13 protein-coding genes and 5 pseudogenes are annotated in these 16,890 nt (G+C 70.1%); 8 read left to right on the forward strand and 10 right to left on the reverse strand.

Annotated features, from left to right (window positions below):
• Positions 1-26: 26 nt before the first annotated feature.
• Positions 27-676: pseudogene (locus OGH68_RS19325) on the reverse strand (hypothetical protein).
• Between the two features lie 432 nt (positions 677-1,108).
• Here OGH68_RS19325 and OGH68_RS19330 point away from each other — a divergent pair.
• Positions 1,109-1,678: a hypothetical protein gene (locus tag OGH68_RS19330; protein ID WP_264245659.1), complete on the forward strand. Its 570-nt coding sequence runs from the start codon at positions 1,109-1,111 to the stop codon at positions 1,676-1,678.
• A 417-nt stretch (positions 1,679-2,095) separates the two neighbouring features.
• Positions 2,096-2,185 (forward strand): annotated as a pseudogene (locus tag OGH68_RS36470) (DUF397 domain-containing protein); the annotation flags it as partial.
• A gap of 65 nt (positions 2,186-2,250) precedes the next feature.
• On the opposite strand, the gene OGH68_RS19340 reads toward OGH68_RS36470, so the two are convergent.
• Entirely contained in the window at positions 2,251-3,834 is a 1,584-nt protein-coding gene (locus tag OGH68_RS19340; RefSeq protein WP_264245662.1) for a MauE/DoxX family redox-associated membrane protein, read from the reverse strand.
• A 245-nt stretch (positions 3,835-4,079) separates the two neighbouring features.
• On the opposite strand from OGH68_RS19340, the pseudogene OGH68_RS19345 reads away from it, so the two are divergent.
• Positions 4,080-4,288: pseudogene (locus OGH68_RS19345) on the forward strand (hypothetical protein); the annotation flags it as partial.
• A pseudogene (locus OGH68_RS19350) lies at positions 4,285-4,719 on the forward strand (site-specific integrase); the annotation flags it as partial. The pseudogenes OGH68_RS19345 and OGH68_RS19350, both read left to right, overlap by 4 nt.
• A gap of 147 nt (positions 4,720-4,866) precedes the next feature.
• Here the strand turns inward: OGH68_RS19350 and OGH68_RS19355 are convergent.
• Both OGH68_RS19355 and OGH68_RS19360 read right to left on the reverse strand, forming a co-directional pair.
• Positions 4,867-5,142: a hypothetical protein gene (locus tag OGH68_RS19355; RefSeq protein ID WP_264245664.1), complete on the reverse strand. Its 276-nt coding sequence runs from the start codon at positions 5,140-5,142 to the stop codon at positions 4,867-4,869.
• 122 nt (positions 5,143-5,264) lie between these two features.
• A complete protein-coding gene (locus tag OGH68_RS19360) occupies positions 5,265-5,465 on the reverse strand; it encodes a hypothetical protein (protein ID WP_264245667.1) in 201 nt (66 codons plus the stop codon).
• A 546-nt stretch (positions 5,466-6,011) separates the two neighbouring features.
• Between OGH68_RS19360 and OGH68_RS19365 the strand changes: the two are divergent.
• Positions 6,012-6,398: pseudogene (locus OGH68_RS19365) on the forward strand (tyrosine-type recombinase/integrase); the annotation flags it as partial.
• 380 nt (positions 6,399-6,778) lie between these two features.
• Here OGH68_RS19365 and OGH68_RS19370 read toward each other — a convergent pair.
• The 6 genes from OGH68_RS19370 to OGH68_RS19395 all read right to left on the reverse strand — a co-directional run bounded on the left by OGH68_RS19370 (position 6,779) and on the right by OGH68_RS19395 (position 13,690).
• The gene (locus OGH68_RS19370; protein ID WP_264245669.1) at positions 6,779-7,768 is read right to left on the reverse strand and encodes a LysR family transcriptional regulator; all 990 of its coding nucleotides are present in this window, start codon (positions 7,766-7,768) and stop codon (positions 6,779-6,781) included.
• Between the two features lie 184 nt (positions 7,769-7,952).
• Positions 7,953-8,945 carry an ABC transporter ATP-binding protein gene (locus OGH68_RS19375; protein ID WP_264245670.1) on the reverse strand — a complete coding sequence of 331 codons (993 nt, stop codon included), beginning with the start codon at positions 8,943-8,945 and terminating at the stop codon, positions 7,953-7,955.
• The gene (locus OGH68_RS19380) at positions 8,942-9,970 is read right to left on the reverse strand and encodes an ABC transporter ATP-binding protein (RefSeq protein ID WP_264245672.1); all 1,029 of its coding nucleotides are present in this window, start codon (positions 9,968-9,970) and stop codon (positions 8,942-8,944) included. Before OGH68_RS19380 ends, OGH68_RS19375 begins: the two co-directional genes overlap by 4 nt.
• Positions 9,967-10,956, reverse strand: a complete 990-nt coding sequence (locus OGH68_RS19385; RefSeq protein ID WP_264245674.1) for an ABC transporter permease — start codon at positions 10,954-10,956, stop codon at positions 9,967-9,969. The genes OGH68_RS19380 and OGH68_RS19385 overlap by 4 nt, the downstream gene beginning before the upstream one ends.
• On the reverse strand, positions 10,953-11,924 hold the full coding sequence (locus tag OGH68_RS19390) for an ABC transporter permease (RefSeq protein WP_264245676.1): 972 nt from the start codon (positions 11,922-11,924) through the stop codon (positions 10,953-10,955). The genes OGH68_RS19385 and OGH68_RS19390 overlap by 4 nt, the downstream gene beginning before the upstream one ends.
• A 14-nt stretch (positions 11,925-11,938) precedes the next feature.
• On the reverse strand, positions 11,939-13,690 hold the full coding sequence (locus OGH68_RS19395; RefSeq protein ID WP_264245677.1) for an ABC transporter substrate-binding protein: 1,752 nt from the start codon (positions 13,688-13,690) through the stop codon (positions 11,939-11,941).
• A 194-nt stretch (positions 13,691-13,884) separates the two neighbouring features.
• Here OGH68_RS19395 and OGH68_RS19400 point away from each other — a divergent pair, with 194 nt between their 5' ends.
• From OGH68_RS19400 to OGH68_RS19410, 3 genes are all read left to right on the forward strand, one after another.
• Entirely contained in the window at positions 13,885-15,051 is a 1,167-nt protein-coding gene (locus OGH68_RS19400; protein WP_264245679.1) for an NAD(P)/FAD-dependent oxidoreductase, read from the forward strand.
• Positions 15,052-15,116: 65 nt separating this feature from the next.
• A complete protein-coding gene (locus OGH68_RS19405; RefSeq protein WP_264245681.1) occupies positions 15,117-15,431 on the forward strand; it encodes a (2Fe-2S)-binding protein in 315 nt (104 codons plus the stop codon).
• Complete coding sequence (locus tag OGH68_RS19410) at positions 15,412-16,866, forward strand: NAD(P)/FAD-dependent oxidoreductase (protein ID WP_264245683.1); 1,455 nt, start codon at positions 15,412-15,414, stop codon at positions 16,864-16,866. Before OGH68_RS19405 ends, OGH68_RS19410 begins: the two co-directional genes overlap by 20 nt.
• Positions 16,867-16,890: the final 24 nt, after the last annotated feature.

Raw genomic sequence — 16,890 nt, forward strand, 5'->3', positions numbered from 1 at the left:
GGCGAGGTACAGGCAGGCGCGGATCCTCAGTCGGTCCAGACGACCGGGCTGTCGCTGTACGCGTCGCCCTCGTCGAACGAGGCGGCGGTGACGGGCGAGCCCTTCGTGGCGCTGAGCGCGCAGGTCTCGTACGACGCGCCCTTGGTGGTGAACTCGCTGGGGGCGGTCTCGTTGTCGCACTTGCCCGGGATATCGCTGATCAGTACGACGCCCGTGCCGCTGCCGCCCTCCAGCACACCGTCCAGCTTCAGCGACGCGTACGGCAGGTCGGTGCCGCCGACGTTCTCCACCTTCATCTTGATGAAGTAGGGCGTCAGTCCCTTTGCCTTCTCGCCGAAGGCGGCCATGTCGGCTGCCGCGCCCTTCTCGATCGCCGTGACGGTCACGGCGACGGTGCCCTTCTTCTTCCTCGTGTACTCGAACGGCAGGACAGCCCTGTCGCCAACCTTGAGCTTCGTGCCCGGCGCAGTGACGTCACCCTCGACAGGAGCGGCACTGTCGCCGTCGCCGTCACCGCCGGCAGCCGCGTTCTCACTGCTCGGCTCGGACGTGGCCGGGGTCGACGCCACCGGCGAGTCCTGCGCCACCGGCCCTCTTCGCCGCTGCCGCAGGCCGAGAGCCCGAGCGTCATGCTGACCAGAGCAGCCGCGAACACGATACGTCCCTTGTGCACTATTACCCGGCCGCGCCCCCGCTCATCTGCCCCTGGAGTACGCCATGCCCTACGGCTCCCGCCCCAGCTATGTCTCTGACATGCTGCTCCCCCCGTTCGAGCGAGAGCCCGGAAACGTTTGAATTGCCGCTTCGAACGACGTGGGCTTCTCTTGTAATGGACCGCAATAGCGTTCGAGTGGGAGGTGGCCGATGTACAACATGTGCACCGGGCACGTAGCGTCGGAGGTCGGCACCGGCCTTCTGTGGCATGCGGACGAAGGCAGCGGCAACGCCTTGTGCGCTCGGATTTTCAACGCGGCCCAGACAGCGGACGGTATGTGCGACCGTGAGGACTACTGCCGCTGCTGCATGAACGCCGTGGCCGGGACAGTTCGCCCTTCTCGCATTTCTCCGGTTGGGGATCCACGTACTCCGGTCGTGGGAAGTGACCCCCATGGTTGATGACACCTCCCCGGAGTTGAACCGGCACCGGCCACGTCTGGTCGCCCGCTGGCGCGAATCGGCAAACCAGCACCTCACACCCACGAAGAGATCGCTGCTCGTGACATGGATCGCGTTCGGCGTCACCTGGGGAACCGTGCGGACCATCACCCACGGCATCCGCGGCGGATGGCTGCCCTTGGGGAACATCTCCGCCGGCGGCCAGCATCTGCACCACTACAACATCGGCATCGGCACCCTCGCCGGCATCGGGATCATCGCCGTGCGCGGCGACGAACGCGCCGTCGGCCACCCCGCTGTCGCCGCCGCCTACGGCGCAGGAACCGCACTTATCGCCGATGAATTCGCCCTGCTCCTCGACCTGCAGGACGTCTACTGGGCCAAGCAAGGACGCCTCAGCGTGGACGTCTCCCTCGGCATCCTCTCCGCACTCGGCGCCTACCTGACCGCCATACCGTTCTGGCACGAATGCGCCCGGGTGACCCGCCACCACATAGCCTCCACCGCCAATCGGCAGCTGACTCGGGGTCGCCCAACAGATTCCGGTTGGCGGAGGCATTGACGACGCATCCGAGCGTCCGGGGATGATTCTCGCCCTCTGCCCGGATCATGTCGGCGAAAGGCAGTTGGCCCGTGAGCGGACGATGTAGGGGCGCCGCTCGGGCAGCATCTTCTCGTACCGCGCGACGTCGGATTCACTGTTCTCGAGCGCCTGGTCGCTGTCACCATGCTCCCTGGCGAAGCAGCTCAGGCTGGGCCGCGGAGATCAGTGTCACGGGGTCTGCCTCGCCCAGTACACGCGCGCAGCGCTCCAGAACACGAGCGAACAGTTGCCCAGTCTCCGGTCGCCACTACGGAACTGACAAAGCGCGAGGTCGTGTTCGGCGCAGGGCCGACACCGCCTCGGGTTCGGCCCTGAAGGCCAGATCCCACGGCTTCATCGACATGCACTCTTGCAGAGTCGGCTTGCGAGAACAGCTTGTCTTGGTTCAAGTCCTCGCACAGCAACGGCGCGGGCGGCGAATGCCTGGAGGGCGCGCACGACGGCACTTCCGTACGAGATTTTAAGCGGTCCGAGGGGCTTCGCCTTGGCGATATCAGGTGCGGCATGGTCCTGGTTCGTGGCGAGTGCCCTTACGCGCGTGGCGCACCGCTCGGGCACGACTCAGGGAGCGTGACCGGAAGGCCGATCCTCTTCATGGCGCTCTGGTACTCGGCCACGCCCGGCAGTTGCTGGGTGGCGGCGGACCAGATCATCGTGGTGCAGGTGCGGGTGTCGCAGTTGCCGCCGAAGGTCAGGTAGTTCTCACTCTCCACCGACTTGCACTGGCAAAGGGCCCGTTGGGGGTTCTGCGGGTCGATCTGGCAGACCACGTCGAGACAGTTGCCCCATTGCCCTCGATCGGGACAAGTCATGGTGTGCGTACTGCTGCTGGTGTTCTGCACCGAGAACGTGGAGAACACTCTGTCGCCGACCGGCGCGCGCTCGGCGCACGAGGTGAGGCCGACGGAGTAGCCGTCCTGGACCTCGCAGCGGCAGATGACGATGCCCGGATCGGTGGACGACGGCTCGCAGGCGGCCGAGGTGCACAGCGCGTAGCGCTGGTCGCACAACCAGGCGTCGCCCTCCTTCACCTCTTTCGGCCGCCTGGATGCGGTGGGGCTGGCGCTGCCTCCGGACGGGGCCGCACCAGTGACGTTGCGGGTCGCCGCGCACGCCGAAGCGAAGGCGGGAACCAGCGTGGCCGAGGCGAAAAGCACGGCCCGCCGGGCGATGGTCGACCTGCCCCGCGGCTTCAGGGCCTTGGCGAGCAGATCGCCGATCCCGGTCGCGCCGAGCGCGGGCGCGGCCACGACGATCCCCTCGGCGTCGATCAGTACGGCGCTCGGTGTCGCCGTGACTCCGTAGGCCGCGAGCACTCGCCGGTCGGGGTCCGCCAGTTGCCGACTCGGGCCGGGCCCAAAGTCGCCTGCGGCGAGCGGGGCCTCCGAGGCCCCGCCCCCGTTCACGACGGCGATGGTCAGGTCATCGCTGTGACGGGCCTGCCACTGGGTCACCTGGGGAAGCAGTGCGGTGCAGGCACCGCATGCGCGGTCGCTGAAGATGAGCAAGAGCGGCCGGCCCGCGGCGAGCAAGTGCTCGGGCGTCCATGTCCGACCCGCCTCGTCCCGCAGCGAGAAGTCGGGGGCGGGCATGCCTGGCCGTACCTTCTGGCTTCGTTCCGTCCGCAGGCCGACCAGCGCGGCGGTTACACCGGTCCACGCCCGTCCAGCCGATACAGCCCAGGCTCCTGACGCGATGACCGCCGCGATCGCGAAGAACCAGGCGAAGTGACCGTCCGCGGCGACGAATCCCGCGAGGGTTGCGAGGAGACCGTTGCGGGCTACGGTCGACCACCCGACCGGGGCAGCGTTCAGCCCGCCGAAACAGTGGCAGGCGGGAGTCCGCCCGCGTGAGACGTTCAGAGCGACGGCGGCGCTGAAGACCATCAGCAGTCCTAGGGCCGCCAGGGCACCTCCGCGATCCCACCGGGGTACGGCCAAGGCCACGGCGACGGCCGCCTCGCACGCCACAACCAGCCATCCCAGAAGCGGCGCAACCCGGGTCGGCACACCGAAGTCGGTGATCGCCCTACGCAGCCCGCCGCGATCGGTCAGCTTGGCGACCGCGGCAACTCCGAAGACGGCGGCCAGCGCCATCGCTGCCATCCGGTCCATATCCAGACTCACTACCGCTCGCCCCGCATCGATCTCCGCACCTTCGACATGGGGACACTGGGCCGCCCAGCGGATCGCCACGTGACGCGACGCCCGCGACTCACTCCTACCGGCCCTCGTGCGGGAACAAGCCTCGAACCTTCCAACAGCACTCGGTTGGCCCCTCGACACCGGCCGGTAAGCTTTCAGCAGCCCGGGCCAGTGAGGCCTTCAACACCGGCCAGGAATTCCACACGGGACGCGCGGCCCAGGAGGAGCCGGCCAATTACGGCGCCTGGCCGTTCATCGCCCGCAACCTGATCGACCACTTGGACCTGGCGGTCGGCGAGGACGTCACGGCCCGCGAACGCCTGCGCCGCATCTCACGCCGCACTTGGCGTCCCCGGCGGTGGGCTCGGCGAAGCGGCACCAGGCCGAGCAGGAGCAATCGGTGCGGGAGGTCTTCGAGGCCTGAGCCTCGGAACCTTCCGGCGGTTCGGAGCGGTGAGGCAGTACCGCTCTGGCCGCTGGACGGCCTCCTACCTCGACCCTGCTGGGAGAGGCGTCGGGCACCGGACACCTTCGACACCAAGTCCGATGCCGAGGTGCCGCTCTCACAGGTTGAGGCTGATCTCACCCGCGGTGACTGGCGGGACCCGGATGCCGGCGCGGTCAACTTCAACGAGTACGCGTTGAAGTGGGTCACTGAGAGGGGCGTCCTGCCCACCACGGATGAGCTGTATCGGCGGCTGCTTCGGCTGCACATCCTCCCGACGTTGGGCACGTACGACCTGGACCAGATCACCCCGCCTCGCGTGCGCGAGGGCCGAACGGATCGCCGCTACCGGCGCTGCCACCACGGTCGCCAAGGCGTACCGACTGCTGAAGGCCATCCTCGAAACCGCGGCCGGTGGTCCTGCCGGCGCGTCCCACGATTTCGCCGACGCCTACGTCGTCAGAAGACCGCTGCGGCGCGCCCAGGGGCGCGACTGATCCGACGAGCAGTACCAGCGCAAGGAGCAGTCCGCCCACGGGCTCACGCCACCGAATGGGTCACCGTACCGCTGTAGAGCCCGCCGACGGCGTCCTGCGGGATCCTGATCTCGAGGGTGGGTTCCAGCTCGCGCTGTTGTTTCCGCTGCCAGAGGTCTTGGAGAACGCGGTGCGTGGCTGCTCCAGGCTGACCCGGTCGTCACGTGTGGGCTGGCCGGGCACGAAGGTGCCGTTGCCGATGGTGGCGGTCGCCGGCCCGGACCAGTAGTTCACCAGGTTGGGCACGATGACCTCGTTGGGCGCGTCGGTTCCGGTGTCGAACTGCGTCGCGACCAACCGACACGGCGTACAAGTGCTGTCCGCTCTCACGGACAGAGCCACTCAACAGGTGGGGGAACAACCCGGAGCTGTTCACACCAGACACGTGAGGTGTCAACGGTACGTTGAGGAAGGGCGTGTCACGCCTCTTCCAAAGCTTCCCCGAACTCGCGCAGCGCTTTGCCGTGGCGGCTGCGGGCCAATTCGTGCCCGACAGCTATGGCGAGCGCAAGCGGCCATTCGATGAGGTCGAGCGCCGTGAGGAAGCCGAGGCCCGCTAGGAATGCGAGCTGGTCCCTGGGTGGCAGTTCGAGTCGCAGGTCACCCATGCGGACGGTCACCGAATTACCCGAGACGACGTGTTCAGCTGCAGCGCGGGGCCCGCGGGGCCTCGTGATCGGAACCGGCGTACTGGAAGGCACGGTGTCGGGGTCTGTCCTGCTTGCTTGCGCGGTCATGTCTTATTCCGTTTCATCGGCCGGCGCCGGGCATCCGCTCGATGTCTCTCTACCACGCTAGCTCCATACGGTCTGGTGCCCCAGTTTGGAAGACGCCGTATGCGGATGGCTGCTGAGCTGCGGCGTCGCTGACCTGCGGATGAGTGGCACTGGTACTCCTGTTCCCCGTGGTTCGCCACCCTTCCCCGGCAGGTCGGGCACGTGACGGGCACGAGTCAGTGGCGGTACCTGGCCTGGTCTCCCTCGACGTGGAGGAGCCGACCGGGCCGAGCCATAGCGGGCTACCGTCCACGGCATCTGGTGTGCTCGCTCTAGCCGCGCGGCCGGCGGAGCCGGGGCCCGGAGCGCGGGGCGGAGACAGGAGCGTCGGGGCCCGGCGCTGGAGCCGGGGCCGCGCGCGGCGAGCGGAGCGAGCCGCCTTGATGAAGTAGAGAAAATCTCGCCTGGTACGCCGAGAAGCAGCCGGACGGCCTCCTGTTTGTGGGGGGAGCGGGGCAAGCCCTTCCGGCGCTCCACGTTCGGGCGGAAGTGGCGGAAAGCTCGCGCGGCGGTTGGACTCCCGGAGAACTTCCGCTTCTACGACCTTCGTCACACCGGTCACACGCTCTCGACGCAGTCGGGTGCCACGCTCAGGACACGATGGTCCGCGCCGGGCAGTCCTCCGAGCGGGCCGTGCTGATCTATCAGCACTCGAACCTGGAACGTCAGCGTGAGGTGGCCGACGGGATCGATGCCCGTGTCCGCGCCGAGCGTGAGAAGGCCGACAGCGTGCCCGATGATCAGGCATCGGGCACGGAACGGGCACGCGAAGCCTGATCCGGTCCAGACAACAAAGAAGCCCCGGGCCGCTGGCCTGGGGCTTTCTGCTGGAGCGGGTGACGGGAATCGAACCCGCGCTCTGAGCTTGGGAATCACCCGGCACTTCAGCGACAGCCTGTCGCCTGACCTGCGGAATTGTTGCGATGAGCGCGGTTCTCGGTCACGTGGCGGGCGACCGCGTATGACCGCTGTTCACCGCCTCGTACGGCACATAGTGGCACGCCGGTCGATGAAAGAGCGGAGTGGAGCCGGGCGAGGGCTTCTGCTGCCTCGGCGCCGTTGGCACGCCGGCTCCTGCCCGGCCCGGTTCGCAGATGCAGCTTGCTCTGCGAAGTCGTCAGTCCGGGGGCGGGTCCGGTGTTCGCCATGCCTCAGCTTCAGGCGGCGTCGGGGACTCTTGTCCGCGCCGCGTGCGGGTGCTGCTCGCGCCATCGGGCGTAGACCGGGACGGTGGCGCAGGTCTTCAGGTAGCCGGTGGCGACGGCGCGCAGGAGGGTGTCGCCGTGTGGGGCGAGAGGGCCGTCACGGCGCCAGGCAAGAATGTGGCGGTACCAGAGGGGGTTGCCGGCCAGGGGACGGACGACGACGCCGGGCGGTGGCAGGAAGGTGGCCTGGCAGAGGCTGACGGCCAGACCGGCGCGGACCAGTTCGATCAGTTGGCGCCCCTCGGCCTCGTATGGGGTCGAGGGGCGGCGTCCGGCGAGCGCGCAGACGGAGGTCCAGTACTCGCGGGTGCGGTCACCGTCTGGCCGGGGCACCGCCCAGTCGTGCTCGGCCAGTTCGGCGATGGATACGGGGTGATCAGCCCTCGTTCCCCCGACCAGTGTGTGGGCTGCCGGAAGCAGGGCGAAGACCGGTTCGGTGACCAGCGGGGCGAAGACCACCCCGTCACGTGGCGTGAGCTCCTGCTCCGGGTGGTCGCCGAGGACCGCTGCCTCCAGACGGCCTGCGGCCAGCTCGTCGAGGAGGGTGACGGGGGAGTACTGGCAGCGTGACGTCAGCTCGGCACCGGGCAGCGACTCCCTTACGGCCAGGATGAGATGGCCGAGCAGGGGGGCGCCGACGGAGCCCACGCGGATGCGACAGGGGGACGTCAGGTCGTGAGCCGCGCGGGCGGTGTCCGCGAGCAGTTCGTCAATGCCCGGCAGGATGGAGCGGGCCTTGGCCAGCACCAGCTCGCCGAAAGGTGTGGGTAGCGCCCCCGCCGGCCGCCGTTCGAACAGGACACCGCCGAGCATGGCCTCGATGCGGCGCAGTTGTGCGCTCAGCCCGGGCTGCGTCATGCGCAGCGAGGCGGCGGCCCGGGTGAGGCTGCCGGCCTCGGCGATCGCGCACACCAGACGCAGGTGCCGTACCTCCAGATCCATGGCGCGGATGTTATGGAGGAACGACAGCTTTCGGTCAGGGGCTGTCCTCCCTCAATCCTGTGTGAAATGTCACATGTTATTGGCCTGCGCTCATGACATCCACAGCATCGGTCACATTCCTGAGACGCCCGCAGACACGGCCGTGCCCCCGACTCCTCGTGCAGGAGCCGGGGGGCACGGCCGCTCAGGCCGCCTCGGGGAAGTGACAGGCGACCTCCCGTGCCTCGCCCGGTGCGGCGATTCGCAGGAGCGGTGCCTCGCTGCGGCACAGGTCCCGGGCCTTGGGGCAGCGCGGGTGGAAGGTGCAGCCGGGCGGGGGCGCGGCCGGGCTCGGCGGGTCGCCCAGGAGCGTGATGCGCTCGCGGGTCCGTTCGGCGGCGGGGTCGGGCAGGGGGACGGCGGAGAGCAGGGCGCGCGTGTAGGGGTGGGCGGGGGCCGCGTAGACCCGCTCCTTGTCGCCGATCTCGACGATGCGGCCCAGATACATGACGGCGACGCGGTCGCAGACCCGCTTGACCACGGACAGGTCGTGGGCGATGAAGAGGTAGGCCAGGCCGAGTTCCCGCTGGAGACGCTCCATCAGGTTGACGATCTGAGCCTGGACGGACACGTCGAGCGCGGAGACGGGTTCGTCGGCGATGACAAGCCGGGGCCCGGTGGCCAGCGCGCGGGCGATGCCGATGCGCTGGGCCTGGCCGCCGGAGAACTCGTGCGGATAGCGGTCGATGTGCTCCGGGATGAGACCGACCAGATCCATCAGCTCGACGGCGCGCTGCCGCGCCTCAGCCGCCGAACTGCCCTGCACCATCAGCGGATCGGAGATAATCCTCGCCACGGTCTGCCGCGGGTTGAGCGAGGAGTGCGGGTCCTGGAAGACCATCTGCAGCTCGCGTCGCAGGGGCTTGAGTTCGCGCTGCGAGAGGTGGCTGATGTCCAGGCCGTTGTACGAGATGGTGCCGGCGGTCGGTTCGAGGAGCCGCACGATCATGCGGCCGGTGGTGGACTTGCCGCAGCCGGACTCTCCGACCAGGCCGAGCGTCTCCCCGGCGGCCAGGTCGAAGCCGATGCCGTCGACGGCCCGCACGGGCGCGGTCCCGCGCCGCTTGGCCGGGAAGGCCATCGACACGTCCCGAAGGGACAGAAGCGGTCGCGACGTCGTGCTCGTCGTGCTCGTCATGGGGTCGCGCCTTCGTACGAGGGGAGGTGGCAGGCGGCCGGATGGCCGGCCGGTCCGCCGAGCAGGGGTTGTTCGGTCTCGCAGCGCAGCCGCTCGCCCGCCGAAGCGGCTGCAGCCCGGTCGCAGCGGGGTGCGAACGCGCAACCGGGGGCGGGGGTGAGCAGCGACGGGGGGCTGCCGAGGATCGCCCGGAGCGGGGCGTCGTCGGTGTCGTCGAGACGGGGCAGGGAGTCGAGCAGGCCCCGGGTGTACGGATGGGCGGGGGTAGCGAACAGAGCGTCCACGGATGCCTCTTCGACCGCACGGCCTCCGTACATCACCAGGACTTCGTGGGCCACCCGGGCCACCACCCCCAGATCGTGGGTGATCAGGACGACGGCGAGGCCGCGTTCTCGCTGGAGGCGGGCGATCAGCTCCAGTATCTGTGCCTGCACGGTGACGTCCAGTGCGGTGGTCGGTTCATCGGCGATGAGCAGCTCGGGTTCACAGGCCAGCGCCATCGCGATCATCACGCGCTGCCGCATTCCGCCGGAGAACTGGTGCGGGTACTCGTCCACCCGGCGCTCCGGCTCGGGGATGCCGACCTCGGCGAGCATCTCCACGGCCCGCCGCCGGGCCACGGCGCGCCGGGAGCCGAAGTGGACGCGGTGGTGCTCGGCGATCTGCTCGCCGACCGGGTAGTACGGGTGGAGGCTGGAGAGCGGATCCTGGAAGATCATGGCCATCCGGCGGCCGCGCAGCCGGCCGAGTTCGCGTTCCGTCAGGCCCGTCAGCTCCTGTCCGTCGAGACGGATGGAGCCGGTGACCTCGGCCGTGGTGTGCAGTCCCATGACGGCCATGGAGGTGACTGACTTGCCGGAGCCGGACTCCCCGACGATGCCGAGGGTGCGACCGCGGTGGACGTCGAAGCTGAGCGCGTCCACCGCCCGGACCGGCCCGTTCCTGGTGGCGAATCGGACAGTCAGGTCGCTCACGGACAGAAGGGGCTGGCGCCCCTGGGGCGGTATGGAGTGGCGGCTGGTCATCGAAGCCTCACCCTCGGGTCGACAACGGCGTACAGGAGATCGACGGCCAGGTTGGCGACGACGATGAAGGTGGCGGCGAGCAGGGTGACGCCGAGGATGACCGGCTGGTCGCCGGTGGACAGGGCGCCGTAGAAGAGCCGTCCGATGCCCGGCAGACCGAAGATGGACTCGGTGATGACGGCGCCCGCGAGCAGTCCGCCCAGGTCCATGCCGAAGATGGTCAGGATCGGGGTCATGCCCGCCCGCATCCCGTGCTTCACGACGACCGTGCGCCGTGGGAGTCCCTTGGCGCGGGCCGTGCGGATGAAGGGTTCCGCCATCGTCTCGATCATCGAGCTCCGGCTCTGGCGCGCGTACATGGCCGCGTACAGGATGGCGAGCGCCAGCCACGGCAGCAGCAGGTTCGCTGCCCAGCCGACGGGGTCGGAGCCGAACGCCACGTACTGGGGATACGGCAGCAGGCCCGCCACCCGGATGAGGCCGTAGATCAGCATCATCGAGGTGAAGTAGACCGGCACCGAGGCGGCGCCGACGGCGCCGACCATCAGGGCGCGGTCGACGAGGGTGTCCTTGTGCAGGGCGGCGGTCACTCCCGCGGTCAGCCCGAGGAGCAGCCAGAGCGCCGCGGCGCCGACGGCGAGTGAGGCGGAGACCGGCAGCCGGTCCATGAGCAGGTCCCACACGCCCTGGCTGTTCTCGTAGGAGTAGCCCAGACAAGGGAAGTCGCAGTGCAGGGCGTACGTGCCGCTGCCCATGGTGCGCCCGGTGAAGATGCCGGTGACGAAGTCCGCGAACTGCCGCCACAGCGGCTGATCCAGGCCCATGCGGGCGCGGATCGCCTCCAGCCGTTCGGCGCTGCACGCCTTGCCGCAGGCAGCCGCCGCCGGGTCGGAGGGCAGGACGTAGAAGATGGTGAAGGTGACGGCGCCGATGGCGATCAGCACGCCGATCACGCCGAGCAGTCGTCGGCCCAGGTAGAGGATCACGAGCGGCTGCCCCTCGGGTCGAGGACGTCCCGCAGCGCGTCTCCGAGCAGCGTGAACGCCAGCACAGTCAGGAAGAGGCAGGCGCTTGGGATGACGAAGTACATGGGGTCCGTGTCGTAGAAGGCGACGCTCTCGGCGATCATCTGGCCCCAGGAGGGGGTGGGCGGTCGCACCCCGACGCCGAGGTAGCTCAGCGCGGCCTCGGTGGCGATCATGCCGGGGATGATCAGAGTGGTGTACGCGATGACGGGCCCGGCGACGCCGGGCAGGATGTCGCGGGTGAGGATCCGCCAGGGTCCGGAGCCGCCGACGCGGGCGGCGTCGACGTACTCCCGGTGCTTGAGTGAGAGCGTCTGTCCGCGCACGACACGGGCGATGCCGGGCCAGCCGAAGAGGCCGATGACCGCGGTCATCAGAAGGATCCGGTTGACGTCACGGGCCACGGACATCATCGCGATCATGAAGATGAGGGAGGGGAAGGACATGGTCAGGTCCATGATCCGGCTGAGTACGGCGTCGGTGCGGCCGCCGAAGTAGCCGGCCGCGATCCCGGCGGCGGTGCCCGCGACCACGACGATGGCGGTCGCGGCGAAGGCGATGAGGAGGGAGACCTGGGCGCCGTGCACGACCCGGGCGAACAGGTCGCGGCCGGTGACGGGTTCGACGCCCAGCCAGTGGTCGGCGGAGATTCCGCCGAACGGCCCGATCGGCAGGCCGCCGAGGTAGGGGTCGACGGCCGTCTTGTCGAACTCGTCGGGGGACCAGCCGCCCAGGCTGCCGAGCAGGGGAGCGGCGGCCGCCATCACGGCGAAGAGGGTGACGATGACGAGGGAGACCCTGACGGAGGGGCGGCGGAGCAGCTCCGCGCGGGCCAGCTGCCAGGGGCCGCTGCCCGCCTGCGGAGCCACCGGTGTCTTCGCCGGCTTCTTCACCGGTGCCTTCGCCGGTGTCCTTGCCTGAGTGGTCATGACGCGACGGCCCCTCAGCCCTGGCTCTTCGAAGGGTTCTTGAGCCCGACCGTCGCGTAGTCGATCTGGCCCCCGAAGGAGGTGTGGCCGAAGGCGCCGGCGATGTTGGTGCCGACCAGCAGAGGCATGCGCTCGATGACGGCGGGCGCCGTCGGCGCCTTGGCGAGGATCTCCGCGTCCAGCTGCTGCCAGGCCGTGTTGGCCTGTGCGGCGTCGGTCATGGCGGCGATTTCGTCCATCCGCTTCATCGTGGCCTGGTCGCGGAAGAGCGAGTGGTTGCCGGAGTTGCCCTTCTTCTTGATGTAACGGCCGTCGAAGACGAAGGGCAGGAAGGTGGAGCCGGACGGGTAGTCCGGGCACCAGCCGGTGTAGACGAGGTCGGTGCGGTTCTCGGTGTCGCCGATGGTGTCGTAGAAGGCGGACGGGTCGACGGTCTCGATGGTGACCTTGATCCCGGCGCGGCCGAGGGAGTGCTGGACCGCCTCCGCGACTCCCTTGTCTCCGTTGGAGACGGTGATGCTGGTGGCGAAGCCGTCCGGCTTGCCCGCCTCCTTCAGGAGTTGCTTCGCCTTCTCCACGTCACCGGACACCGGGATCCTGAGGGTGTCGGGCTGCTTGCCGCCGAACAGCGGCCCCGGCATGTGGGCGGTGGCCACGTCGTTGAGGGCCGGCCCGCCCGAGGCGGTCATGACGGCCTCACGGTCCAGGGCGTACTGCACGGCCTGGCGGACCTTGACGTCGTCGAAGGGGGCACGCCCCGTGTGCATCTGCACCATCTCGGTGCAGTTGGTGGACTCGGCGAGCAGCCGGGTCCTGACGTCGGCCTTGGTGAGCACCTTGGGGGTGGACTCGGGGCGCAGCTTGCCCCAGGAGACGGCGGAGGCGTCCGTGCCCTGGGAGGCGATCAGCCGGTCGTCGATCTGGTTGGGCTTGAGCCCCATCGTCACGACCACCTTGTCCGGGTACGCCTTGCGCACCGTGTCGGTCGCCGGGTCCCAGTGGGTGTTGCGGACCAGTACGAGCTGCTTGTCGCGGGCGTACGACTCGATCTTGTACGGGCCCGAGGAGAAGGGCCGGTTGTCGTACTGGGGCCCCTTGTCCTGCTTCTGCGGCACCGGGGCGAAGGTCGGCAGGACGGTCGCGTAGGGGAACTCGGCGAAGGGCTTGCGCAGTTCGAAGACGATCGTGTGGTCGTCCGGGGTCGTGATGGAGTCGAGGTGCCTGCCCTGGGCCGGGCCCTGATAGCCCTCGGCGCCGGCGAGGTAGCGGGCCGCGTAGTCGGGGCCGCCGGGCAGGTCCGGGGAGAAGGACCGCTCCACGTTGTACTTGATGTCCCCGGCCGTGATCGGGGTCCCGTCCTCGTACTTCAACCCCTTCTTGAGCTTGAAGGTCCAGGTCTTGGCGCCGTTGGTGGCGGTGCCGAGGTCCTCGGCGAGGTCGGGGACCAGCTCGCCGCCCTTCGCGCCGGGCTTCGCCTCGTACGTCACGAGGGTGCGGTAGAGGAGGCGGGTGCCGAAGTCCATGTCGCCCATCACCCAGTTGCGGGCCGGGTCGAGGTGGGTGAAGTCCTGGTTGGACAGCACGGTCAGCGTGCCGCCCTGGACGGGGGTGCCTCCCACCACCGTGCCGATGTTGGCCGTCACGGGGTTCTTGCCGTCTCCGTCGCGGCTGCCGCCGGAATGCTTGCCGGTGGAACAGCCGGCCGCACCGAGGGCGAGGGTCGTCACCAGGGCGGTGGCGACAGCGAGAAGGGTGCGCTTGTTCATCAGTGTCACTCCATGAATGGCCGAACAGTCGTTCGAGGCGACTGGAATGTGACCCGTAACATAGTAATGTGAAATTGTACTGGGCAACCCCTCGGCGCCTCCGTTATCGAGCCGTGTCCGAGGCGGGGTCGTTGTCGGCCGGAGTGGTCGCCGAGGGGCTTGGCAAGCAGAGTGCAATGTGAAATGTTACTGCCGTGCTCAAGGGAAACACGTCGGACGTCATCGTCGTCGGGGCGGGTGTGGTCGGCGCTGCCTGCGCCTACTACACGGCTCAGGCCGGCCTCACTGTCACCGTGATCGACCGAGGTCCCGTCGCGGGTGGCACCACGGGTGCGGGTGAGGGAAACCTCCTGGTCTCGGACAAGGAGCCCGGGACCGAACTCGAACTCGCCCTGCTCTCGGTCCGGTTGTGGCGAGAGCTGCATGAGGGGATCGCTTCCGCGGTCGAATACGAGGCGAAGGGGGGACTCGTGGTCGCCTCCGCCGAGTCCGGCATGGCGGCGCTGCGCGCCTTCGCGGCCGGACAGCGCGCGGCGGGCGTCGCGGCCGAGGAGGTTCCGGCGGACGGGCTGGGCGAGTTGGAGCCCCACCTCGCCCCCGGTCTGGCGGGCGGCTTCCACTATCCGCAGGACGCCCAGGTGCAGCCCGCGCTGGCGGCCGCTCATCTGCTGCGGGCGGCGGGGGAGCGGGTGCGGCTGCGGCTGGGCGAGGAGGTCACCGGCCTGCTCACCGGGGCGGACGGCGAGGTCCGGGGCGTCCGGACCGCGAAGGGGGAGGTTCATGCCCCGTACGTGGTCAACGCCGCCGGGACCTGGGGCGGCGACCTCGCCCGGCTCGCCGGGGTGGAACTGCCCGTCCTGCCCCGGCGGGGCTTCGTCCTGGTCACCGAGCCGCTGCCGCGCGTGGTGCGGCACAAGGTGTACGCCGCCGACTACGTGGCGGACGTCGCCAGTGGCTCGGCGGCGTTGCAGACGTCCGCCGTGGTGGAGGGGACCCCGGCGGGCCCGGTCCTGGTCGGTGCCAGCCGGGAGCGGGTGGGATTCGACCGATCGCTGTCGACCGAGGTGCTCCGGCGCCTGGCGCTCGGGGCCGCGGCCCTGTTCCCGGTGCTGGCCGGAGTACGGGTGATGCGGACGTACGCGGGTTTCCGGCCGTACCTGCCGGACCACCTCCCCGCGATCGGCCCCGACCCGCGCGTGCCCGGGCTGCTGCACGCCTGCGGCCACGAGGGCGCGGGTATCGGGCTCGCCCCGGCCACCGGCCTCGTCGTCGCACGGTGCCTGACCGGTGGCGAACCACCCGTCGGCCTCGCCCCGCTCGACCCGGCCCGGTTCGGGCCGGCGCCGCCCCGAGCCGTCTGATGCCCCGGCACCCACCACTTGAGACCCGTACAAGACGAGACCCGCTGGGAGAAAGGAGGCCCGCCGTGGCCCGAACCCCCGCCGAACTGGTCGGCGCGCAGCCTGATCCGCCCTTCGAGATCACCCTGGACGGGCGGCCGGTACCCGCCCTGCCCGGGCAGTCCGTCGCCGCCGCGCTGTGGTCGGCGGGCATCCTCGCCTGGCGCACCACCCGCGTGGGCGGCCGGCCGCGCGGCGCCTTCTGCGGCATCGGGCAGTGCTACGACTGCCTCGCCACCGTCAACGGAACGCCCAACCGCAGGGCCTGCCTGGTCCCGGCCCGCCCCGGCGACGCGATCAGCACCCAGGAAGGACACGGTCGTGCCGAACTCAGTGTCTGAACCGTACGATCTCGTGGTCGTCGGCGCGGGGGCGGCCGGGCTGTCCGGGGCCGTCACCGCCTCGGAATCCGGCCTGTCGGTCGCTCTGCTGGACGCCTCCGAGCACCTCGGCGGACAGTTCTACCGGCACCCCGCCGCCGCCCTCGGAGCCGTACGCCCCGAGGCCCTGCACCACGACTGGTCGGTCTTCGCCGATCTGCGCCGCAGACTCGAATCGAGCGGCGTCAGTCGCCTTGCCGGGCACCACGTCTGGTCGGTGACCAGGGACGACGACTGCTGGGCGGTGCACGCCGTGACCGGGGCGGACGGCGACCAGGAGCGGCCCGTACGCGTACGGGCCCGGGCGCTGCTCCTCGCGACGGGAGCGTACGAACGTCAACTTCCCTTCCCCGGCTGGACCCTTCCTGGTGTGGTGGGGGCCGGAGGCGCGCAGGCGATGCTCAAGTCCGGGCTCGTGCTGCCCGGCAAGAAGGTCGTCGTCGCAGGGAGCGGCCCCCTGCTCCTCGCGGTCGCCGCCTCGCTCGCCGCCGCCGGGGCCCGCGTCCCAGCCGTGGTTGAGGCGTCCGGCTATCTGCGATACGCCCGCCATCCCCGGGCGCTCGCCGCCAACCCGCACAAGCTGGTCGAGGCGGTGGTGCACGGCGGAGCGATGCTGAGGCACCGGGTGCGGCCGCTGCTGCGCAGTGCCGTCACGCACGTGCACGGTGCCGAGCGCGTGGAGGCCGTGACCGTCGCCCGGCTCGACCGTGACTGGCGGGCCGTGCCCGGCTCGGAGCGGCGGATCGAGTGCGACGCCCTCGCTGTGGGACACGGCCTCGCCCCCCAGATCGAACTCGCCACGGCACTCGGATGCGCCACCCGCCGCACCGTGGACGCCACCGCCGCCCTCGTCCTGGACGGACTCCAGGAGACGACGGTGCCCGGCGTCTGGTCGGCGGGGGAGACCGGCGGCGTCGGCGGCTCCCGACTGGCCATCGCCGAAGGCGAATTGGCGGCGCTTTCGATCGCCGCCCGGCTGACCGGGCGGAGCGAGCTCCCCCGAGGGCGGCACGCGGGGAGGCTGCGCCGCCGGCGCGACCGTATGCGCGCCTTCGCCGACGCCCTGGCCGCCGCCCACGCGCCCGGACCGGGCTGGCCGCAGTGGCTTCCCGACGACACGGACGTGTGCCGCTGCGAGGAGGTCACCGCCGGGCGTGTCCGTGAGGCGGTCACCGATCTCGGCGCCGGCGACGCACGGACCGTCAAACTCCTGACCAGGGCGGGTATGGGGTGGTGCCAGGGCCGGATGTGCGGTGCGGCCGTGGCCTGCCTCGCGGCGGGCGGCGGCGAGGTGCCGCCACCCGCCGAACGGCGCCCGTTCGCCGTTCCCGTCCCGCTCGGAGCGCTCGCCGGGCTCGACCCGGCCACCGCTCCCTCCGACCCGACCGACGACTGACCGCGTACATGCGCCAGTCCGGGC

Source organism: Streptomyces peucetius, assembly GCF_025854275.1.
Taxonomy (GTDB): Bacteria; Actinomycetota; Actinomycetes; order Streptomycetales; family Streptomycetaceae; genus Streptomyces; species Streptomyces peucetius_A.